20 protein-coding genes and 1 riboswitch are annotated in these 21,309 nt (G+C 65.9%); of the genes, 15 read left to right on the top strand and 5 right to left on the bottom strand.

The features are described 5' to 3' along the window. Positions 1 to 44: 44 nt before the first annotated feature. Together GQB03_RS03905 and murU are read left to right on the top strand one after the other, a co-directional pair. A complete protein-coding gene (locus tag GQB03_RS03905; RefSeq protein ID WP_235026931.1) occupies positions 45 to 1,043 on the top strand; it encodes an aminoglycoside phosphotransferase family protein in 999 nt (332 codons plus the stop codon). A 17-nt stretch (positions 1,044 to 1,060) separates the two neighbouring features. Continuing rightward, a complete protein-coding gene (gene murU, locus GQB03_RS03900; RefSeq protein WP_159685251.1) occupies positions 1,061 to 1,744 on the top strand; it encodes an N-acetylmuramate alpha-1-phosphate uridylyltransferase MurU in 684 nt (227 codons plus the stop codon). 30 nt (positions 1,745 to 1,774) lie between these two features. Here the strand turns inward: murU and GQB03_RS03895 are convergent, their stop codons facing one another. Beyond that, entirely contained in the window at positions 1,775 to 2,161 is a 387-nt protein-coding gene (locus GQB03_RS03895; protein ID WP_200832098.1) for a c-type cytochrome, read from the bottom strand. A gap of 144 nt (positions 2,162 to 2,305) precedes the next feature. Continuing rightward, on the bottom strand, positions 2,306 to 4,093 hold the full coding sequence (locus GQB03_RS03890) for a PQQ-dependent methanol/ethanol family dehydrogenase (RefSeq protein ID WP_159684670.1): 1,788 nt from the start codon (positions 4,091 to 4,093) through the stop codon (positions 2,306 to 2,308). A 382-nt stretch (positions 4,094 to 4,475) separates the two neighbouring features. Between GQB03_RS03890 and GQB03_RS03885 the strand changes: the two genes are divergently transcribed. The 7 genes from GQB03_RS03885 to GQB03_RS03855 are packed head-to-tail and all read left to right on the top strand — an operon-like array spanning position 4,476 to position 11,802. After that, entirely contained in the window at positions 4,476 to 5,240 is a 765-nt protein-coding gene (locus GQB03_RS03885; protein ID WP_159684668.1) for a quinoprotein dehydrogenase-associated SoxYZ-like carrier, read from the top strand. Continuing rightward, positions 5,237 to 6,190: a quinoprotein relay system zinc metallohydrolase 1 gene (locus tag GQB03_RS03880; protein ID WP_159684666.1), complete on the top strand. Its 954-nt coding sequence runs from the start codon at positions 5,237 to 5,239 to the stop codon at positions 6,188 to 6,190. Before GQB03_RS03885 ends, GQB03_RS03880 begins: the two co-directional genes overlap by 4 nt. Next, complete coding sequence (locus GQB03_RS03875; RefSeq protein ID WP_159684664.1) at positions 6,180 to 7,046, top strand: energy transducer TonB; 867 nt, start codon at positions 6,180 to 6,182, stop codon at positions 7,044 to 7,046. Before GQB03_RS03880 ends, GQB03_RS03875 begins: the two co-directional genes overlap by 11 nt. Then, a complete protein-coding gene (locus tag GQB03_RS03870; protein WP_159684662.1) occupies positions 7,043 to 9,307 on the top strand; it encodes a TonB-dependent receptor in 2,265 nt (754 codons plus the stop codon). Before GQB03_RS03875 ends, GQB03_RS03870 begins: the two co-directional genes overlap by 4 nt. A gap of 2 nt (positions 9,308 to 9,309) precedes the next feature. After that, positions 9,310 to 10,662, top strand: a complete 1,353-nt coding sequence (locus GQB03_RS03865; RefSeq protein ID WP_159684660.1) for a sensor histidine kinase — start codon at positions 9,310 to 9,312, stop codon at positions 10,660 to 10,662. Positions 10,663 to 10,688: 26 nt separating this feature from the next. Continuing rightward, entirely contained in the window at positions 10,689 to 11,336 is a 648-nt protein-coding gene (locus GQB03_RS03860; protein WP_159684658.1) for a response regulator, read from the top strand. 25 nt (positions 11,337 to 11,361) lie between these two features. Next, positions 11,362 to 11,802 carry an SRPBCC family protein gene (locus GQB03_RS03855; RefSeq protein ID WP_159684656.1) on the top strand — a complete coding sequence of 147 codons (441 nt, stop codon included), beginning with the start codon at positions 11,362 to 11,364 and terminating at the stop codon, positions 11,800 to 11,802. A gap of 19 nt (positions 11,803 to 11,821) precedes the next feature. Here GQB03_RS03855 and GQB03_RS03850 read toward each other — a convergent pair whose 3' ends face one another. Further along, positions 11,822 to 12,379, bottom strand: a complete 558-nt coding sequence (locus GQB03_RS03850) for a TMEM165/GDT1 family protein (protein ID WP_159684654.1) — start codon at positions 12,377 to 12,379, stop codon at positions 11,822 to 11,824. A 5-nt stretch (positions 12,380 to 12,384) separates the two neighbouring features. Further along, positions 12,385 to 12,562, bottom strand: a riboswitch (yybP-ykoY riboswitch). Between GQB03_RS03850 and GQB03_RS03845 the strand changes: the two genes are divergently transcribed. Continuing rightward, the gene (locus tag GQB03_RS03845; protein ID WP_268817519.1) at positions 12,528 to 14,705 is read left to right on the top strand and encodes a 4Fe-4S binding protein; all 2,178 of its coding nucleotides are present in this window, start codon (positions 12,528 to 12,530) and stop codon (positions 14,703 to 14,705) included. (Overlaps the previous riboswitch by 35 nt.) Here the strand turns inward: GQB03_RS03845 and GQB03_RS03840 are convergent. Next, positions 14,699 to 15,205: an aminoacyl-tRNA deacylase gene (locus GQB03_RS03840; protein ID WP_159684650.1), complete on the bottom strand. Its 507-nt coding sequence runs from the start codon at positions 15,203 to 15,205 to the stop codon at positions 14,699 to 14,701. The genes GQB03_RS03845 and GQB03_RS03840 overlap by 7 nt on opposite strands. 313 nt (positions 15,206 to 15,518) lie before the next feature. Here GQB03_RS03840 and GQB03_RS03835 point away from each other — a divergent pair, with 313 nt between their 5' ends. Further along, positions 15,519 to 16,082, top strand: coding sequence for a hypothetical protein (locus GQB03_RS03835; protein WP_159684647.1), 564 nt, complete (start codon positions 15,519 to 15,521; stop codon positions 16,080 to 16,082). 81 nt (positions 16,083 to 16,163) lie between these two features. Here GQB03_RS03835 and GQB03_RS03830 read toward each other — a convergent pair whose 3' ends face one another. Next, a complete protein-coding gene (locus tag GQB03_RS03830; protein WP_159684645.1) occupies positions 16,164 to 17,063 on the bottom strand; it encodes an LOG family protein in 900 nt (299 codons plus the stop codon). A 402-nt stretch (positions 17,064 to 17,465) separates the two neighbouring features. Here GQB03_RS03830 and GQB03_RS03825 point away from each other — a divergent pair, with 402 nt between their 5' ends. The 4 genes from GQB03_RS03825 to GQB03_RS03810 are packed head-to-tail and all read left to right on the top strand — an operon-like array spanning position 17,466 to position 21,302. Further along, positions 17,466 to 18,707: a GTP cyclohydrolase II gene (locus GQB03_RS03825; RefSeq protein ID WP_159684642.1), complete on the top strand. Its 1,242-nt coding sequence runs from the start codon at positions 17,466 to 17,468 to the stop codon at positions 18,705 to 18,707. After that, positions 18,704 to 19,957, top strand: coding sequence for a URC4/urg3 family protein (locus tag GQB03_RS03820; RefSeq protein ID WP_159684639.1), 1,254 nt, complete (start codon positions 18,704 to 18,706; stop codon positions 19,955 to 19,957). The genes GQB03_RS03825 and GQB03_RS03820 overlap by 4 nt, the downstream gene beginning before the upstream one ends. 32 nt (positions 19,958 to 19,989) lie before the next feature. Next, positions 19,990 to 20,622, top strand: coding sequence for a uracil phosphoribosyltransferase (gene upp, locus GQB03_RS03815; RefSeq protein ID WP_159684637.1), 633 nt, complete (start codon positions 19,990 to 19,992; stop codon positions 20,620 to 20,622). After that, complete coding sequence (locus GQB03_RS03810; protein ID WP_159684634.1) at positions 20,619 to 21,302, top strand: TetR/AcrR family transcriptional regulator; 684 nt, start codon at positions 20,619 to 20,621, stop codon at positions 21,300 to 21,302. Before upp ends, GQB03_RS03810 begins: the two co-directional genes overlap by 4 nt. Positions 21,303 to 21,309: the final 7 nt, after the last annotated feature.

The following is a 21,309-nucleotide window of genomic DNA, read 5'->3' as shown; positions in this document are numbered from 1 at the left end:
TGTAAAATCCGGCGATTCTACACGAACGCCCACGGAGACTTGCGGTGCAAAGACTTGCCCAACTTGAACAATGGCTGACCACGCGCCTTGCAGACCGCAAGTGGGCGATGACACCAGCCTCGGCCGATGCCAGTTTCCGCCGCTATTTCCGCGTTCGCTTTACCGACGCTTCACCTTCGCTCATCGTCATGGACGCCCCACCTACCCACGAGGACTGCCGGCCGTTCGTGCATGTCGCCGAAGTGTTCGGCAACGCCGGCGCACATGTCCCCAAGGTGCTCGACCAGGACCTCGCACAAGGTTTTCTGCTGCTCAGCGACCTTGGCGACACGACCTATCTGCAGGCGCTGGACGAGCAGAACGCCCACAATCTGTACGCTGAGGCCCTCGGTGCTCTGATCGCGATCCAGAAGGCAAGCCGCCCTGGAGTGCTGCCGGAATACTCGCGCGAGCTGCTGCATCGGGAATTGATGCTCTTTCCCGAGTGGTACATCGGCAAACACAAGGGCATCACCCTGGACGACAAGCAGCAAGCCGCACTCGACCAAAGCTTCGAGCGGATACTCGCACGCAACCTGGCCGAGCCGAAGGTCTTCGTGCACCGCGACTTTCATTCTCGCAACCTGATGCTGAGCGCGCCGAATCCGGGCGTGCTCGACTTCCAGGACGCGGTATACGGGCCATTGACCTACGATTTGGCCTCCCTGTTCAAGGATGCCTACATCCGCTGGGACGAAGATTTCGTGCTCGACATGCTGGCCCGCTACTGGGACATTGCCCGCAAACTCGGTCTGCCGGTGCGCGACGATTTCTCCGAGTTCCATCGCGATTTCGAGTGGATGGGTGTCCAGCGCCACATCAAGGTGCTCGGAATCTTCGCCCGCCTCTATCACCGCGACGGCAAGGACGGCTATCTCAAGGACATGCCGCTGGTGATGGACTACCTGCGCCGCGCCTGCGAGCGCTATGTCGAACTCGCGCCGCTGGCGAAACTGCTGAACCAGATCGATCCGGTCGAGCGTACGGTCGGATACACCTTCTGAGCAACAACATGAAGGCGATGATCCTGGCCGCCGGACGGGGCGAACGCATGCGCCCGCTCACCGACCACTGCCCCAAGCCGCTGCTCGAAGCCGGTGGAAAGCCGCTCATCGTGTGGCATATAGAACGACTGCGTTCGGCGGGCTTCAGCGAGCTGGTCATCAACCACGCACACCTCGGATGGATGATCGAAGAGGCGCTGGGCGATGGCAGCCGCTTCGGGGTATCGATCCGCTATTCGGCTGAGCCGGAGGCGCTCGAGACCGCGGGCGGAATAAGGCAGGCGCTGCCCCTGCTCGGGGAAGCACCCTTCCTCGTGATCAACGGCGATATCTTCTGCGACGCCGATCTTGGCGCCCTGCGCGGCGCACTCGATGGCCCTGCAGCGGGCGATCTTGCCCACCTGCTGCTCGTGGACAACCCGGAGCACAACCCTCAGGGCGATTTCGCACTGGCCAAAGGACGCGTCGCCGCGCAAGGCGCGGACAAGCGCACGTTCTCGGGGATCGGCGTATACGCGCCGGCCCTGTTCGATTCGCTCGCGGCGGGACGCGCGGCGAAGCTTGCGCCGCTGCTGCGCGAGGCCATGGCGGCGAAACGCGTCAGCGGCGCCCTGCACCACGGTCAATGGCTGGATATCGGCACGCCGCAAAGACTCGCTGCGCTCGACACGGCACTGCGCAGCGCGGGCTCGGGCAGCTAAGCAACGCCTCCGCCCTCCGCACTGCGGGCATCACTTGCCCAGCGCGAGAATCCAGCTCACCAGCAGACGGGCATTGCCCTCGGTAATCGCGACCGCGTTGGGCGGCATCGCCAAGCCGCTGACCTTGCCTTTCCAGTGGCTGCTGTACGGGCTCGAGCCCTCCAGCACGATACGGGTCAGGAACTCGGTGGCCCCGGGCTTGCCGGCGTACTGCTTGCCGACGTCCTCCCAGGCCGGCCCGATCGGCGCCATGCCCTCGGGGCCGGATTTTCCCGACTCGATGCTGTGGCAGGTCAGGCAGCCGCTGGTGGCCGCAAGCTTCTTCATCGCGGCATCGTTGGCAGGGTCGGCCGCGAATGCGCTGCCGGCCGCCAGGACGAGAGCGGCAACAGGCAGGATTGAGCGGATGTTTCGCATGATAGGACTCCTCGACTGTGAATCATTGAAAGCACAAGCGGGCCCTGCCGATGTGTGACGGCAGGTCCTCGCGCAGCAAAAAAGCCCGGGCAAGGTGCAGCCCGGGCCCTTCAGCTGCTCAGGCCGGTAACTCGCCGGCGGGCATCAGCTCTTGTGGAGCTTGAACACCCAGACCGAACCACCCTGTTCGAGGAAGTTCACCCTGCGCGCCACGTCGCCACCCCAGAGCGGTACCGCACCGCCCCAGCCCGAGGTCACGGCGATGTACTGCTCGCCATTCTCTTCCCAGGTCACCGGTGGGGCCACCACGCCGGAGCCGGTCTGGAAGCTCCACACTTCCTTGCCGGTTTTGGCATCAAGCGCCTTGAGGAAACCTTCGGGCGTACCGTAGAAGGTCAGCCCGCCAGCGGTGGTGAGCACGCCACCCCACAGCGGAGCGTAGTTCTTGTTTTCCCAGACGATCTTTCCGCTGACCGGATCGACCGCCCGCAGGGCACCGATATAGTCTTCGTTGATCGCCTTGATGGTGAAGCCGGCACCCAGGTAGGCCGCGCCTTTCTTGTAAGAGATCGGCTCGTTCCAGATGTCCATTTCCCACTCGTTTGCGGGCACGTAGAAGTAGCCGGTGGTGGGGTTGTAGGCGATCTGCTGCTGGTTCTTGCCACCGAGGAAGGACGGAGCGGACGTCACCACCGATCCTTTCTTGCCGTCGGCACCCTTGGACGGATCGCCCGGACGATTGCTGTCGTCATACACCGGACGGCCGGTCTTCAGGTCGATGCTCTTTGCCCAGGTGATCTTCTTGACGAAGGGGAAGGCGTTGAGCAGCTTGCCGTTCGTGCGGTCGAGCACGAAGAAGAAGCCGTTGCGGTCCGCCTTGCCACCCGCCTTGACGGTCTTGCCGGTAGCCGGATCCTTGTAGTCGAAGGAGACAAACTCGTTGACCCCGTCGAAGTCCCAACCGTCGTGCGGCGTGGTCTGGTAATGCCAGACGATCTTGCCGGTATCGGGGTTGATCGCCACGGTAGACGACGAGAACAGGTTGTCACCCGGGCGGGTCCAGCTGTTCCACGGGGCCGGGTTACCGGTACCCGCGAAGATCAGGTTGGTTTCGGGGTCGTAGGTCGCGCCGTTCCAGGTCGCCGCGCCACCGGTTTTCCACATGTCACCCTGCCAGGTCGCGTTGAGGGTGCCCGAGACTCCGTTCTCGATCTGCTTGCCGTCCTTGTCGTACTTGTAGCCCATGTGGCCTTCGACCACCGGACGCGACCAGACCATCTTGCCGGTCTTGGCGTCACGCGCCTCGATGCGGCCGACCACGCCGAACTCACCACCGGACACGCCGCTGATGACCATGCCCTTGACGATGATCGGCGCCGCCGTCATCGAATAGCCCGCCTTGTAGTCGTCGACCTTCTGCTTCCAGACCACCTTGCCGGTTTCCTGGTTCAGCGCCACGAGCTGCGCATCCAGGGTGCCGAAGATGACCAGGTCGTCATAAAGCGCGGCGCCGCGGTTCACCACGTCGCAGCAGGGCATGATGCCGTCCGGCAGACGATGCTCGTATTTCCAGAGTTTCTTGCCGGTCATCGCATCGAAGGCGAAGATGCGGCTGTACGAGGCGGTGACGAACATCTTGCCGTCGTGGATCACCGGCTGCGATTCCTGGCCACGCTGCTTCTCTCCGCCAAAGGACATGGTCCATACGGGGACCAGATCCTTGACGGTATCGGTATTGACTGCGGTGAGCGGGCTGAAACGCTGGCCCTCGGTCCCCATGCCGAAGCTGAGTACATCCCCGGTGCTCTTGGCGTCATTCACGATCGCTTCGTCAGTGACGGGGGCCGCGTGGACCGTACCCAGCGACATCACCGCGGCCGCCAGTGCAGTCACGATTCCTGCACGGCAGTACGGCTGTAGTTTTGCTCTCATCTACTTTCCTCCTTTGATAGGTGCTGGTGCCCGGCGCGGTGCACTTCCGGCCACGGCCCGGGGTGACTGGTGCAACAGCTGTGCCATGCCGTCTCGAGCCTGCGAGGAAATCGCGCCAAAGCACGAAAAACGGCCAATTACCGGCTCTGCCACATATGGTGCGGGGAGTCGGACCCGGCGCCGCTCATGCGGGCGGAATGCTCGTCCGGCACTGTCACCTGCTCCAACTGCTCCATAAAGCAACACCTGTCACGCGCGGCCCCGCACAGCCCCTCGGGATGTGCCTTGATTGGCCTGCATCGAGAAGGCAACGCTCGATGGCATGACTCTTGCAGCCACTGGCAGCAAGAGAGCACACGACAAGTGCCGAACAGGAGACAACATGAAACTCGCTTCACTGCTGCTCGCCAGCGTGCTGCTTTGCTGCGGCCACGCCCGCGCCGACGCCCCGCCGACGGACCCGCTCGAGTCCGCGCGCTGGGACGACATGCGCAAATCGTTCTTCGACGGCCAGCAGGTGGTCTTTGACGCGCGTGTCCAGGTGACCGGACCGCTGACCGCGGAAAATCCGATGAATGTACCGGTTGCGGTGAATGCTTCGGGGCTGCCCGGCGTGCGCCAGGTGATCGTCTTTGCCGACTTCAATCCCATCGTCCGGATTCTCGACTTCACCCCCGGCGCGGCGGACGCCAGCCTCGCCTTCCGCATCAAGCTGCAGCAGTCGTCTCCGGTACGCGCGGCAGCACTCACCGCGGATGGCGTCTGGCACGTCGGTGGCACCTGGATCAATACCACCGGGGGTGGCTGCACCGTGCCCTCCACCGGTTCGGCCTCGCCTGAATGGCAATCGCGGCTCAACGAGGTCAGCGGTCGCATGTGGCCGCGCGAAGGGGCAGGCGAACGCGTCAGGCTGCGCATCATCCACCCGATGGATACCGGCCTCGCCCCCAGCGTACCGGCCTTCCACATCGAAGAGCTGGTCCTCGCCGACGGGGACAGGGAGCTGATGCGCATCCACACCTTCGAGCCGGTTTCCGAGAACCCCCTGTTCACCGTCGATCTGCCGCCGGGCGCCGACCCGGCCCGCATCCGCGTGAGCGGCCGCGACAACAATGGCAACCGCATCAACGCGTGGGTGACGCGATGAAACGCTTCCTGCGCATCGTCTGTACGGCGTCGCTCATGCTGGTGACCGCGCTGCTTGCCGCAGCCGACTTCGACTACGACCTGTCGCCACGGAAGGTCGCCGAGGACACCTGGGTGGTCGTCGGCCGCAATGAGGATTTCAGCTTCGAAAACGGTGGCAATATCGTGAACAGCGCCTTCATCGTCACCGAAGAGGGTGTGGTACTGATCGATACCGGCCCGTCGCGTCGCTTCGGCGAGCAATTGCGCAAGGCGATCGCACGCATCACCGACAAACCCGTGGTGCGGGTACTCATCACCCATCACCACCCCGATCACTTCCTCGGCAACCAGGCCTTCCCGGCGGCGAGCATCGCCGCATTGCCCGGTACGCTCGAGGGCATCCGGCGCGACGGCGAATCGTTCAACGAGAACATGTACCGGCTCACCGGCGACTGGATGCTCGGCACCGAGGTCACCGTTCCCGGCCAGGAACTCACGCCCGGCCCGATTACCGTCGGCCGGCACCGCCTCGAGTTGCTTGCGCTCGACGGTCACACCGGCACCGATCTTGCGGTTTTCGACGACAGCACCGGCGTCCTGTTTGCGGGCGACCTGCTCTTCCACGATCGCGCCCCGACCACCCCGAACGCCAACATACCGCGCTGGCTGGCCTCGATCGAGCGGCTTGACGCCTTGCCTTACAAGGTGCTGGTACCCGGTCATGGCGCCCCCACTACCGGGCGTGCGCCGATAACCCAGACCCGCGCCTGGCTGCAGTGGCTGCAGGCAACGATCCGCAGCGGCGCCGAAAACGGTCGCGATCTCACCGAGATGCTCGACCTGCCGCTGCCGCCACAGCAAGCCCGCCTCGCGGTTTCCGGCGCCGAATACCGTCGCTCGCTGAGCCATCTCTACCCGGCTGCCGAACAGGCGGCGCTGGAGCACGGAGGCACTGGCCATGAACACTGAGGCGGCCGGACTCCGCTTTGCCGATGCCAGCGAATGGGTCATGCCACGCCCCCTGCAATGGGCGTTGGGTCTCTCGCTCGGGCTGCATCTGGGCGCGCTGCTCGGCGTACCCGGCTGGTTGCCGAAGTCCCCCGAAGCCCCGCCTGTGCTGCATGTAACACTGCGCCCGGCCCCGGTTCAGCCCACCCCGGCAACGGTAGCGCCCGCAGTACCGCCCGCACCGGTGATGGAGGCACCGCCGGTCAGGCCCACCGCCCACCGCCCCGAGCGGACGCCCTCCCCACGCACCGTGGAAGTGCCGCCGCGAGCGCCGAAACTCATCTCGAAGCCGCGCGTGGCGGCACAATCCGCGCGCCGCACCCCGCCCGTGGTGACACCGGCCGAGAAAGCCCCCGAGCCGCCCACAGCCATGCCCGCCCGCGCACCGGAGACGGCACCTGCGCCCGGCCCCACTGCCACCCTCCCGGGACCACCAAGCCCTGGCGATGCGGCTCCCGACAACGTTGCAACCGCATCGGCGCCGCACCGGGCGCCCGTTCCCACGGAACCATCCCCGGCGCAACTCGCGGCCTATCGCGACACACTTGGCACGCTGTTCTCGCGCGAGCAGCAGTATCCGCGCCTGGCCGCGATGCGCGGCTGGGAAGGTGAAGTGGTGCTACGCATCTCGATCGCCCGCAAGGGCAAGCTGGTCGCGGTACGTGTACTTCGCTCGAGCGGCCACGAGGTACTGGACCGCAATGCGGAAGCGCTCGCCAACGCGCTGTCGCCCTATCCGGCATTTCCCGACGACCTCGCTGCGCCCGAACTCGAAATCACCGTGCCGATCCACTACCGCCTCAAGCAGACATCATGAAACCGACCCCCATTCTCTGCCGGCGCCTGCCACTGGCCGTGCTGCTGCTCACAAGCTTCGGAACAACCCACGCGGAGGACCTGCGACTGCAGGCAGTCGAGGTGATCGGCACGACGCCGCTGCCGGGTATCGGACTGCCGCGCGACCAGGTCCCCGCCAATCTGCAGACGCTCGATGCCGCGACGCTCAAGCGGAGCGGTGACCCCGGTCTCGCCGGAGCGCTGGAAAAAGCGCTGCCGAGCGTGAGCATCAACGAGATCCAGGGCAACCCCTACCAGGCCGATCTCAACTACCGCGGCTTCACCGCCAGCCCGCTGCTCGGCACCGCCCAGGGGGTGTCGGTGTTTCTGGACGGCGTGCGCATCAACGAAGGCTTCGGCGACGTGGTCAATTGGGACCTCATCCCACGCTCCGCAATTGCCGGGGTCACCCTCAGCCCCGGGTCCAATCCGCTCTATGGCCTCAATACGCTCGGCGGCGCGCTCGCACTGCAGACCAAGGATGGCCGCAAATACCCGGGCGGCGAGTTGGAAGTATCGGCAGGCGCATTCGGGCGGCGCTCGGTGAGTCTGCAACAAGGCGGCAGCAAGGATGCGCTGTCATGGTACGGCGCGGTCGAAGGCATGCAGGAAGACGGCTGGCGGGACCATTCGCCGAGTGAGGTGGGACAGTTCTTCGGCAAGCTCGGCTGGCAGGGCATGGCCACCGATGTCACGCTCACACTCGCCCACGCCAATACCGACCTGATCGGCAACGGCCTGCTACCCGAAAGCATGCTGGCGGCGCATCGCAGTGCGATCTTCACCCACCCCGACCAGACCGCCAACCGCCTCACCCAGGTCGCCCTTACTGCCAGCCACTGGGCCTCGGACGACGACCAGATCACCGGCACCGCCTACCTGCGCCGGACCCGCAGCCACACGCTCAACGGGGACGCCAACGACGACTTCGAAGACGGCCCTTTCGATGGCCTGTCCGACGAGGACAGCGGCGTGCTCAATCGCACCGCGACCGACCAGAACGCCTATGGCCTGAGCCTGCAGTGGACCCACAGTGCCGGCGCGCACCAGTTCGCGCTCGGCATCTCGCACGACCGGAGCCACGCCCGCTTCAGCCAGAGCGCGCAGGAAGGCACGCTCAATGCGAGCCGCGGCGTGTCGGTCAGCGCCGACGAGGCGCTCGAGAACGCACTGCACGGCTACACCCGCACCACCAGCGCCTATCTCACCGACACCTTCGCAGCCTCCGAGGCGCTGCACCTCACCGCGTCGGCACGCTTCAACCACACCCGGGTCGTCAACCGCGACCAGGTCGGCAGCGCACTCAACGGTGATTTCACCTATGACAAGCTCAATCCGGCCCTCGGCCTCACTTGGCAACTCGCTCCGGCGATTACCCTGTACGGCGGTCTGAGCCAGGGCAACCGCGCGCCCACGCCGATCGAACTGGGCTGCGCCGACCCCGCCAACCCCTGCACCTTGCCCAATGCGCTGGCAGCCGACCCCTATCTGAAACAGGTGGTGGCGCGCACCCTGGAAGTGGGCCTGCGCGGAAAGCTCGCCGAGGAGACGCACTGGAACGCCAATCTGTTCCGTACCACCAACCAGGACGACATTCTGTTCGTCGGCACGTCCACCAGCGCCGGCTACTTCACCAACTTCGGCAAGACCCGGCGGCAAGGCCTGGAGCTTGGCCTCGGCGGCAAGCGCGGCTCACTCGACTGGCGCATCGACTACAGCTACCTGCTCGCCAGCTTCCAGTCCTCCGCTTGCCTGCTGGCCGCCGACAACAGCTCGGCCGGCAGCAGCGCCGCATGCGGTGCCGACGAAATCCTCGTCGGCAAGGGCGACCGCCTGCCCGGCCTGCCACGCCACAGCCTCAAGCTCGCCGCGGACTGGCAGGCGCAGCCCGGCCTGCGTCTGGGTGCGGACGTGGTCGCGTACTCCAACCGCAGTGTCCGCGGCAACGAGAACGGCCAGCATCGTCCCGGCGGCGATTTCTCCGGCAGCGGCTGGCTCGGCGGCTACGCGGTGCTCAATCTCAACGCCGAATATCAGCTGCGGCGCGGACTGACGCTGTTCGGCCGGATCGACAACGTTTTCGACAAGCGCTACGCCACCGCCGGCGCGCTCGCCGAAAACCCCTTCGATGCCCGTGGCGCCTTCCTCATCGATTCCGGCGACTGGCGCAGCGAACAATTCGTCGCACCGGGCGCGCCGCGCGCAGCCTGGATCGGCCTGCGTTTCAACTGGGGAAGCTGACCATGCTCCAAGCCAAGACATTGCGAACCCGCCTCGCCGTGCTGCTCACCGGCGTTGCGGCCGTGCTGCTGCTGGCGCTCGGCGCGGTCTGGCTCAACGCTACCCGCAACGCGATCCACGAGGAAGTGGAGGCGGCTTCGCGGGTGGCCGAACAATGGCTCACGGTGCTGCTCCGCGAGACCGCGCGCGACGCCTCGCCGCAGGCGCGCCAGCGACTCATGGGGCACCTGCAGTCCGTCGGGCGGTTGCGCGCGAACACGCTCGAGGTCCGCGGCGACGAGGGGGCCCTGTTGTACCGCTCACCCGAGCCCACCTACAAACGCGGTCGCAACGCACCCGACTGGTTCGCCGCACTGGTATCACCGCACATGAGCACGCGCGCGCTACCCGCTGGCGAACTCCGGTTGCGGCTGCTGCCGGACACCTCGCGCGCGGCGCTCGACGCCTGGGATGAGCTGTGCCTCGCCCTTGGCGGCGGCATCGCCTTCCTCGGCGCGCTGTTCACGCTGGGCCGCTTCGCCCTCAACCGGGCGCTCGCCCCGCTCTCCACGATCGACATGGCGCTGGCGCGCACCGCGCAAGGGTGTTTCGAGACCCGCCTGCCCCGGTTCGGCGCCAGCGAACTGGATCGTGTGGCGAGCACCTACAACCACATGGCGCAGACCCTCGAGACGACACTTGCCAGAAACCTCCGTCTCGAATACGACCAGGCCTTCGCGCAAGCGCTGCAGGAACGACTCGAGCGCGAGCGCCACCACATTGCCCGCGAGCTTCACGACGAACTCGGCCAAAGCACGACCGCCGTGCGGACACTTGCCGGCGCGATCCGCCAGCGCAGCGACGACCCCACCCTGCAGCGCTGCACCGATGCCATCCTCGCCTCGACCAACGACATCCAGCTCGGCGTTCGCCGCATCCTGCAACGCCTGCGGCCGATCGAGCAGGACCAGCCGGCCGGCCTGGCGGATGCCCTCGCCAGCCACTGCAGGGCGTGGGCCGACCGTCATCCATCCGTCCGGCTGGAAACTCATTTTTCCCTGCCGGCCATGCCGATCGACGAAAGGGCCGGCCTCGCCCTGTTCCGGTTGCTGCAGGAAAGCCTTACCAACGTCGCCCGCCATGCCGACGCATCGCTCGTGGTGGTGCGGCTCGAGCCGGACGGCGACACGCTCAACCTGAGCGTTACCGACAATGGCCGCGGTCTGCGCGAAAACGGGGAAGCGACCGCCCCCGGTCATTTCGGCATCACCGGCATGCGCGAACGCGTGCTTGCACTGCACGGGCGGCTCAGCCTGGAAAGACCCGATCGTGGCGGCCTGCGGGTCCGCGCGGAACTTCCGTTTCTGGCCGCCTGAAACGCGGCGCTGCAGAGGATATGCTCATGACCCCTACACTCTCAGGCCTGCGCATCGTCGTGACCGACGACCATGCGGTCGTCCGCATGGGTTTCCGCCTGCTGCTGGAGGGCGCCGGCGGAAGCGTGGTCGGTGAAGCCGAAAGCGGCGAGACGGCGATCGCCGCGTGGAGTGAGCACCGCCCGGACCTGCTCGTCATGGATGTGAGCATGCCGGGCATCGGTGGCCTTGCCGCGCTCGAACGGCTGCTCGCCCGCCACCCCGAAGCACGCGTGTTGATGCTCTCCGCCCATGAAGATGTGCAGATTCCCTCGCGCGCCCTGCGAGCAGGTGCCCTCGGCTATCTCGGCAAACACGCCAGCCCTGACGAATTCATTCGCGCGGCCCAAACCGTTGCAAGCGGCAAGCGCTACCTTGATGCAGCGCTCGCACCGCAACTCGCCATGGCCCAGCTCGACGGCTCCACCGATCCATCGAGGAGCCTCACCGACAAGGAGTTCGCGGTCTTCCTGCAACTTGCCCAGGGGCGTTCGGTGGCCGACGTGGCAGCACGCTTTCATCTCAGCCCCAGTACCGTCGGCACCCACCTCTATCACATCAAGCAGAAGCTCAACGCCGGCAACGCCGCCGAGCTCGCGCTCATCGCGGTGCGAGCCGGCCTGATCGAAGTCTGACCCCCCTTACCAGAGGAAAGCAAGCATGAGCCGAGCCCTCCTGAGCGTTACCGAATCAGTCGAGCTTGCCGACGCGCCAGCAGATGTGTGGCAGCGCATCGGCCGCTTCGAAGACATGCGCTGGCACCCGGCGGTCGCACGGCTCGAGATGGTCGACGACCTGCCGGCAAAGGCCGGCTCCAGACGACTTCTGACCACAGTCGACGGCGCTCAGTTGCTTGAAGTACTGATCAGCCACAGCGATGCGCAAAGAGCCTACCGCTATCAGATCAGGATCTCTCCACTTCCGGTCGCCGACTATGATTCGACGATTGGAATCGAAGCAATCGCCGGCGGCGGCTGCACTGTCACCTGGCGCTCCACCTTTCACCGCCTGGAGGCAAGCGGGCTGGACGACGACGCTGTCCGTGCCATCGTGTCGGGAATCTACCGGGCCGGTCTGGATGTCCTCGCGGCCCCGCAATAACAGCCTGCGGCTGCCTTGCTCAATAGAGCAGGGTCGCCACACCGAGCACCGCAAACACAGCCGCTGCGACGCCATGCACCAGCCGGACCGGCATGCGGTGCGCGAGCTTGTCGCCGATCAGCACCGCGGGCGCATTGGCGATCATCATGCCAAGGGTGGTGCCGAGCACCACGAAGGCGACGCTCGACGGATACTGCGCGGCCAGCGCAACCGTGGCGACCTGGGTCTTGTCACCCATTTCGGCGAGGAAGAAGGCAATCACCGTCGCACCGAACACGCCGAAGCGCGGACTCCCGGCCTCGGCATCGTCGAGCTTGTCGGGGATCAACATCCACACCGCCATGGCGATGAAGGAGATACCGAGAATCCAGCGCAGCGCCTGCGGACCGATCATGGTGGTGATCCACGCGCCGACCGCACCGGCGAGCGCATGGTTCACCACCGTGGCAACGAAGATACCGAAGATGATTGGCCACGGGCGCTTGTAGCGCGCGGCGAGCAGAAAGGACAGCAGTTGGGTCTTGTCGCCGATTTCAGCGAGCGCGACGATGCCGGTGGAAATGAGGAAGGCGTCCATTTGAGGGTCTCGCGGGCCGGAAACATAACCGATGACCACACCTCATCTCCGGCCCGAGCGGAAGAGGCATGGTCAAAGGTCTTGCCAGACGCTACGCGTTGCCTGAGCCATGTTCATGAAGAACAAGTCTGTTGACGCAGGCCCCTCTTTGCGAGGGCGGCTACTCCCCAATGACAGCGGCGGAGTCTACCAGCGCACCGACGCGCTTGCCAGCAGAATATTCACCCCCGCCGGAAGATGGCTTTGCGCGCTGCTGGCGCTGCTCGCCCTGATCTGCGGGATCTTGCCGAGCCTCGCCCGCGCAGGTGAACTGCAACGCGCGGATCTGGAGCGTCGCATCCAGCCACCGCTCCACGTCGGCGAGAAGCCCGCCGACCTGCCGGCCTGGCCGATCACCAACGAGCTCGAACCGGATGCCGGGCCGATCGGCTGGGTCTTCGAGTCGATCGATCTGGCGCCGATTCCGGGCTTCGAGGGCACACCCTACAATCTGTTGATATCACTCGATCGGGACGGCAGTTTCATGGACGTCGAAGTCCTGCGGCAGCACGAGCCGGTTTTCCTGAGCGGTCTCGGCGAAGCGCCCCTGCGTGCCTTCGTGGCCCAGTACGCCGGGCGCAACCTGCGTCAGGACATCACCGTATCCACCGTCTATGGCAAGCGCAACGAACATGCCGGCAAGGGCCGTGTGGTGCTCGACGGCGTCACCAAGGCCACCGCGTCGGTGCGCATTCTCAACCAGACGGTTCTCACCGCGGCACTCGCCGTGGCACGGGCCCGCCTCGGTTTCGCCGCTCCGGCCAGCAGGGGCCCACCAGCAACGGTGCGCGACGATATATACGCGCCCGCAAACTTCCGCGAGCTCCTCGCCAGCGGCGCGATCGGCCGACTCACGATCAGCAACGCACAGCTGGAAGCGGGATTTGCCGACGGCCCCGGCGCCGGCCTCGATGCGGAGACGCTGGCCAGGCCGGACGAGACCTTCATCGACCTCTACGTGGCCTATCTCAACCCTCCGACGATCGGGCGTGCGCTGCTCGGCGACGAGGGCTATCGCCACATGCGCGACTTTCTCGAGCCGGGCCAGCACGCCTGGTGGGTGGCAAGCGCCGGTCGCGGAAGCTTTCTCGATCCCGACTTCGTTCGCGGCACCTCGCCGTCCCGCCTCGGTCTCAGCCAGGATGGCGCCCCACACGAGTTGCGCGATTTCGATCTCTCCCCGGAACCGCCACTCGGCGCACCACAAACCAACGCGGCGCTGGTCCTGCGCACCGCGCCGCTGGACGGCCTCGATCCGGCATCGCCACAAAGCTTCGAGCTGACGGTTCAGCGGACCAGGGGGCAGATCTTCGCCGAACTCATCCCGTCGCGTTTCAAGCTCGAGTACACGCCGCCCGAGCGATTCTTCAGCCGCCCGCCGGCCCCGCTGCCGGAATGGCTCCAGGCGTGGCAGGCTCGCCGTCTCGAACTCGCCATCATCACCGCGGCGCTGTTGCTGCTCTGCGCGGTGCTCGCGAAGCCGCGCTGGATCTCCGTATCGGCCAGGCGCCTGGGCATCTTCCGAGCGGGTTTCCTGATCTTCACGCTGATCTATCTGGGCTGGCATGCGCAGGGCCAGCTTTCCATCGTGCAATTGACCGGCGCGGTCAAGACACTGGCGGCCGGGCAAGCCCTGACGAGTTTCCTCTACGACCCGGTCTCGCTGCTGCTCATCGCGTTCACCATACTGAGCTTCTTCGTCTGGGGGCGCGGTACCTTCTGCGGCTGGCTATGCCCCTTCGGCGCCCTCCAGGAGTTCTCGGCAATGCTCGGCAAGCGCCTCGGCCTGAAAACGCGACGTTTGCCGGCAAAACTTGCGCGGGTGCTCGATCGCGGCCGCTATCTGGTCCTCGCTGCCCTGCTCCTGGCTGCGGCGACCGCGCCGGGCGTGGCCGAGCGCCTGGTGGAGGTGGAACCATTCAAGACGGCGATCACGGTCGGCTTCGCGCGCAGCTGGCCCTACGTCGCCTACGCTGTCCTGCTGCTCGTGCTCGGGGCCGTCTACTACAAGTTCTTCTGCCGATACCTGTGCCCGCTGGGCGCGGCAATGACGCTCGGCGGCAAGCTGCGCCTCCCCGACTGGCTACCCCGCCGCGCGGAATGCGGCCAGCCCTGTCAGACCTGCCGCCATCGCTGCCAGTATGACGCGATCGATCGTGCCGGGGCGATCCGCTACGACGATTGCTTCCAGTGTCTCGACTGCGTCGGCATCTTCAACGATCCGGGGCGCTGCGCGCCGATCATGCTCGAATTGAAGCGTGCGCGCCGCAGGTCTGGCGGTCAGTGACGGGTCATCTGCATGCGCCTCGGCCGGGCCTCCGGAGCGTCGACGAAGTGGGTCTGGCCGACCAGATCCATCATGCGGGCAAAAGCCTCGCGTCGCATGTGGATCAAGCGTTCGTGATCCCCTGCCTCGAAATAGATGTCATCCATCTCGACCAGGGCATCATCGACGATGGTATCGATCCCGTAAGCCAGCCCCAGCGGCGGAATGGCGCCCGGCGCGCAATCGTCGAACAAGGCGGTCAGCTCACTCTCCATCGCCAGTCGCAGCTTGCGGTCCATCAACCGCCCCATTTCACCGAGCTTCACGCGATGATTGGCCGGCACCACCGCCATGAAGAAGCCACTATCGTCCTCGAGCAGCACGGACTTGGCGACCTGACCAACCGGAACGTGGGCAAGGTGAGCGGATTCCTCACTGCAGCGGGAGCGCGGATGCCGAAGCACGTCATACTCGAAACCGTGAAAATCCATGAATTCGCGAACGCGGGCTGCGATGCTCATGATGTCTTCTCCTGAAAAGAGCCGGAACGAACCTGGCGCTTCTTGCCGGACGGACCCATGACCGCTGGAGCCACCCGATCCGACGGGTCGCCTTGCTCTCAGTCTAGTCGAGCCGAACGGCTGCCACCGGGATTCGCCGACGCTCGGCGGTCACCGCCAGCCAGGCCCGACGCGCGAAGAAGTCCCGGGTCGGACGACATCAGGGACACAAAAATGATCAAAACATATCCAGAATGCGCATACGATTGTGTTGTCAGTCACAGCGACGTGCCGACCCCCCCCTCCACTCAAGGTCAACAAGAAGGAACACAGTATGCGAGCACTCAAATTCTGCCTTGCCCCGGTCGTGCTGAGCCTGGGCGTATTGCCAGCGACCGCGGGAGCCGGCTGCCTGCCGGTCGTCGGTAGCGTCACGCTCACCCCGGATCCTGCCTGCACCATCGCGGCTCATGTTCCCGGCCCCCAGTACGTTGGCCAGTGTTTCAGCGTCAAGCTGTCGATTCTCGGCCTTCCGATCGGAAACGGCTATGCCGGCGTCACCAGCGAGCCCATCATCGGTGCGGACCAGGCGGTGACTGCAACCCCGGCCTTCGTTCCGCTTGACGGCCAGCCGGCCCCGCGCCAGATCATCCAGACGGCACGCAGCGCGATCGCTCTCGGCACCGGGTCCCAGCGCACAATGCTCTACAGTGCGGACGTGACGATCATCAAACCCGACCTGTCGAGCGGACAGCCGGTGCCCGAGGTGGTCACCGAGCAGATCGTCATCACCGGCACCGACGGGCAGGGCTACTGGGCGGGCGTCACCGGCAATCTCGTGGTCGCAGGCAACAGCATTGGTCAGCCGGCGCCGGTCATGGGGAAGATCTGCCGCTGACCGCCGCGCTGCGGACACCCGCCGCGCAATCCGCGACCCCGGGCACGACGCTCGCGACCTCGGATTTGCGCGGCGGATTCTTCAGCCGCCGCGCCCCTGACGCGCGATGAAGCGCGGATCGTCGGCTCGATAGGCGGACTTGATCGCCTCCCACGCCTCTTCCGCAGTCTCGACATACTGGAACAGCTCCAGATCCCGGGCGTTGATCAGCCCGTCGTCGACCAAAACTTCGAAATTGACCAATCGTTCCCAGAACTCGCGGCCGAACAACAGGATCGGGCGGCGACGGATCTTGCCGGTCTGGGTCAGCGTCAATGCCTCGAACAACTCGTCAAGCGTCCCGAATCCACCCGGGAAGCTGACCAGCGCAACCGCACGCATCAGGAAATGCATCTTGCGGATGGCGAAGTAATGGAACTGGAAGCACAGCTCGGGCGTTATGTACGGATTGGGCGCCTCCTCGAAAGGCAGGTAGATGTTCATGCCCATGCTTCGCCCGCCCGCCTCGTGAGCACCACGGTTGCCGGCCTCCATGATGCCCGGACCGCCGCCGGTGGAAATCAGCACCGGCTCGCCCAGCGCATCCGCCTCCGCGGTCACCAAGGCGGCGAAGCGTCGCGCCTCTTCGTAATACCGGGACATCTCGAGCTGCCGCTCGGCGTGACGGATCGCCGCCGGACTGGCGGTAGCGTGCGCCGACGCAAGCAGTGCTTCGGCAGCATCCCGCGGCTTGAGCCGCGCGCTGCCAAAAACCACGATCGTCGAATCGACACCGAGGTCCTGCTGCACCAGCTCCGGTTTCATGAGTTCGAGCTGCATGCGCACCGGGCGCAGTTCTTCGCGCAGGAGAAACTCCGTGTCGGTGAATGCCATGCTGAAAGAACTGCCAGGTCCGTCGTAATTGCCCGCCGGTCGCGAGGCAAGCGCCTCGTCGTGCGCTGACGGAAAATTGCGGCCTTTGAGCGTGCCGGGCGTATCCATTGCTCGTTCTCCTCACTTGTGGGGTCAGCCGGATCGCACGTTCCGGGACGGCCGGGGCACGATCGAGGGAGGCCGGACGCGAAACGCGCACATCGGGCCGATACCGCCGGATGCTTCCTCCCGACTGCCGACGATGCAAGTGCGATGCCAGCGATCGCCTTCCGGCGCCGGATCGCCACGGCACGGCGCACATCCCCGGCCCACGCAAGCGTGACCGCATGACGACCCTTCGCCCCACGCACCATGATCGCGCCCGTGGCGCCAGATCGCGGACCGGACTGCCCCAGTCCGGTGCAGCTCACCGCCACTTTTGCCTGAATTACGGGCAAATCCATGGCACGGATCTCGCTTGTAAAAATTGACCATACAGTCAGGTTCCGGACCCGGCAGGAGCATCGAAACATGTCATCCCATATCGTCCTGAATTCGCATCCACGTGCCAAGGCGGGCACCCAACCGACCGTTTGCTGGGGCGCCCGAAGTGCCCGCGAACGCGGCCCGCTGATCGGCAGCCTGTCCGAACCGGGCCAGCGCAACGTCATCGGCACGCACTCCGGCGCCTACTCGGTATACCGCGCGCTGGCCGTCGCGGCAGGGAATCTGCAGCGCGATCATCGACCGGATTTCTCCAACACCGCACCGGCAGTGACGATCGGCCCGCATCCCCAGTGGGCCGATCCTGAACGGATCGTTTCGCTCGACCCATGGGGGCATCGGGTCGCCGAAGACCATGCCGAACTGATTGCCGCCGGTATCGACATCCGCCCGACGATCGCGGTCACCAAGGCCCACATCAACATGCCGGAACTCAAGGAGGCGATCGCCGCCGGCCGGCTCCACCCCGACGGTGTAAATCTTTTCGACAACGGCGATGTGCGGGTCACCAAGGCTGCCGTCGATCCGGTGTGGTACCTGCCGGGGATCGCCGCACGTTTCGGCATCCGCGAAAGCGACCTGCGCAGGGCGCTCTTCGAACAGACCGCGGGCATGTTCCCGGACCTCGTCACCCGGCCGGATCTCAAAGTATTCCTGCCGCCGATCGGTGGCATGACGCTCTATTTCTTCGGCGACGTCGAAAAACTCGGCCAGCCGCAGACCAAGGTGGCCTGTCGGGTCCATGACGAGTGCAACGGCTCCGACGTGTTCGGCTCCGACATCTGCACCTGCCGGCCGTATCTTGCCCACGGCATCGAGATCTGCATCGAGATGGCACAACAGGGCGGGGTCGGGCTGGTGGTGTACAACCGCAAGGAAGGTCGGGCGCTGGGCGAGGTCACCAAGTTCCTGGTGTACAACGCCCGCAAACGCCAGGTCGGCGGCGACCGTGCCGAGACCTACTTCGCCCGCACCGAATGCGTCGCCGGTGTACAGGACATGCGCTTCCAGGAGCTCATGCCGGACGTTTTCCACTGGCTCGGCATCCGCCGCATCGACCGCTGGGCCTCGATGAGCGACATGAAGCACAACGCGCTCACCGCAGCCGGCATCGAGGTGGTCGAGCGCGTGGCGATTCCCGACGCGCTGATTCCGGCCGACGCCCGCGTCGAGATCGACGCCAAGATGGCCGCCGGCTACTACACGCCCACTGCCACGCCGCGCGCCGAGGAGCTTGCGGTGGCCAAGGGACGGGGGCTCGACGAATGACGCTCGCTACCGCGATGGCGTCCGGCTGGCACACGCCGGTGCCCGACGATCACCCGGCGGCGGCGCTATTGTGCGCAGAAGCGGTGCGTCAACGCTGCCTTGCCGTCACCTCCGACGTGATCCACGGGCGCTCGCCCTTCTTCGAATGGAACGCCGCAGCGCTGCCGGAAACCGCACTCTACGTCGCCGACACGATCCGCCTCGATTATCCCGACCTCGACGTCCCTTACCACAGCCGCTGGCGACACTTCGAGGCGGGCGGGGTCGACCGCTGGCGCGCGCTGGCCGGTCATGTACTGGCGAGCGACCCGCTGGAGGCCGCGCGGATCGCGGTCGACCTGGTGATCCCGAGCGTCCTGCTCGACGCCGGAGCCGGCCCCGATTGGCGCTACCGCGACCCCGCCTCCGACCGGATTCTCACGCGTTCGGAAGGCCTCGGTGTCGCGAGCCTCGGACTCTTCGCCAACGGCACCCTGTCAGCCAATGCGGACCAGCCGCTGCGCAGCGATGCGACCGCACTTGCCGCACTGAGCGCCGAAAAGCTGGCCCATGCATTCCAGGTTGACGTCGACAATCCGCTGGTCGGCCTTACCGGCCGGGCAGGCCTGATACGCCGCCTCGGTGAAGTGATCGGCGCGACGCCGGCGGTATTCGGCAGCCCGGCTCGGCTCGGCAATCTCATCGACTATCTGGCAGCTCACGCCGACGACGGCCGCATCCGCGCCGATGTCGTGCTGGCCACGCTGCTCAAGGCGCTCGGGCCGGTGTGGCCGGGGCGCATCACGCTCCAGGGCGTGCCGCTTGGCGATTGCTGGCCCCACCCCGCACTCGAGGACGGCCTGCTGCCCTTCCACAAGCTGACCCAGTGGCTCACTTATTCCCTGCTTGAACCGCTCGAACTGGCAGGGCTCGAGGTCACCGGGCTGGACAGGCTCACCGGCCTGCCCGAATACCGCAATGGCGGCCTGCTGCTCGATTTTGGCGTGATCCGCCCACGCGCCCCCGATTTCTGGACCACCCGATGGCGCGTCGACGCCACTGCCATCGTCGAGTGGCGCGCGCTCACGGTGATCGCGCTCGACCAGCTCGCCGAACGGGTGCGCGCGGAACTCGACATCGACGCGGCCAGCTTCCCGCTCGCGCGCGTGTTGCAGGGCGGAACCTGGTCAGCGGGCCGGCGCATTGCGGCGCAGCGACGCGAAGGCGGAGCACCTCCGATCAACATCGTCAGTGACGGCACCGTGTTCTGAGCATATTCAGTCAATCCTGCGGAGAAACGACCATGCACCCCAATGTCCAGGTGATCGATCACCCGCTGCTGCAGCACAAACTCACCATCGTGCGCCGGTCTGATACCACCACCGATAACTTCCGCCGCCTGGTGCGCGAGATCGCATCGATGATGGCCTACGAAGCAACCCGCGACCTGCCCGTCGAGCAGGTTTCGATCAGCACCCCGGTGGCCGACTGCGAAGCGCCGATGATCAGCGGCAAAAAGCTTTGCCTGGTCTCGATCCTGCGAGCCGGCAACGGCATGCTCGACGGCATGATCGACCTGCTGCCGGGCGCCCGGGTCGGCCATGTCGGCCTTTATCGCGACCCGCACACGCTCGAGGCGATCGAGTACTACTACAAGGTGCCGGACGACATCGAGGAGCGCCTGGTGATCGTCGTCGATCCGATGCTGGCTACCGGCAATTCCGCCAGTGCGGCGCTTTCGCGGCTCAAGGAGGACGGTGTGAGCAGCCTCAAGTTCGTATGTCTGCTGGCCGCTCCGGAGGGGCTCGCAGCGCTGGCCCAGCAGCATCCGGACGTCCCCGTCACCACCGGCGCAATCGACAGCCATCTCAACGATCACGGCTACATCGTGCCCGGCCTGGGCGATGCCGGCGATCGCATCTTCGGCACCCAGTGAAGGCTCTGCGGACCGAATCCCGCCCGCCGGCCGACACCCGTCCCAAGGGACGGGTACGCCGTCGGCAGGAGGGCGCCATCCTCAAGGCCGCCGAAAGGGTCTTTGCGCGTGCCGGCTTCGAAGGCGGCACGATGGCAGAGATCGCAGCTCTCGCTGGCCTGCCCAAGGCCAACCTGCATTACTATTTCGGCTCCAAGGACGAGCTTTACCGCGCAGTACTCGACAACATCCTGTCGCTGTGGCTCGCCGAAACCGAGGTCATCACCCGCGATGCCGATCCCGCCCGGGCCCTCACTGCTTACGTGACCGCCAAGATGCATCTCACCGCCACACGACCCGACGCCTCCCGCGTGTTCGCCAATGAAGTCATCCACGGCGCGACCCGCATCGGCGACTTCCTGCGCAGCGAACTGCATGGCCTGGTGGCGCAGCGCGCGGCGGTGATCGACCACTGGGCCACCGAAGGGCGAATCGCGCCGGTGGATGCAACCCACCTGTTCTTCACGATCTGGGCCGCCACCCAGACCTACGCCGACTTCGAAAGTCAGGTCTGCGCCGTACTCGGCAAGGCACGGCTGGGCCAGGCCGACCTCGCTCGCGCGACCACACACGTCGTCACCATTACGTTGCGCAGTTGCGGACTCGAACCTGCCGGGCCGCCACACACATCACTTCAATAAGCACTCA

Source organism: Cognatazoarcus halotolerans (genome assembly GCF_009800965.1).
Lineage (GTDB): Bacteria > Pseudomonadota > Gammaproteobacteria > Burkholderiales > Rhodocyclaceae > Cognatazoarcus > Cognatazoarcus halotolerans.
Note: the sequence above shows the minus strand (reverse complement) of the source record. Positions and strands in the feature narration are given on the sequence as shown.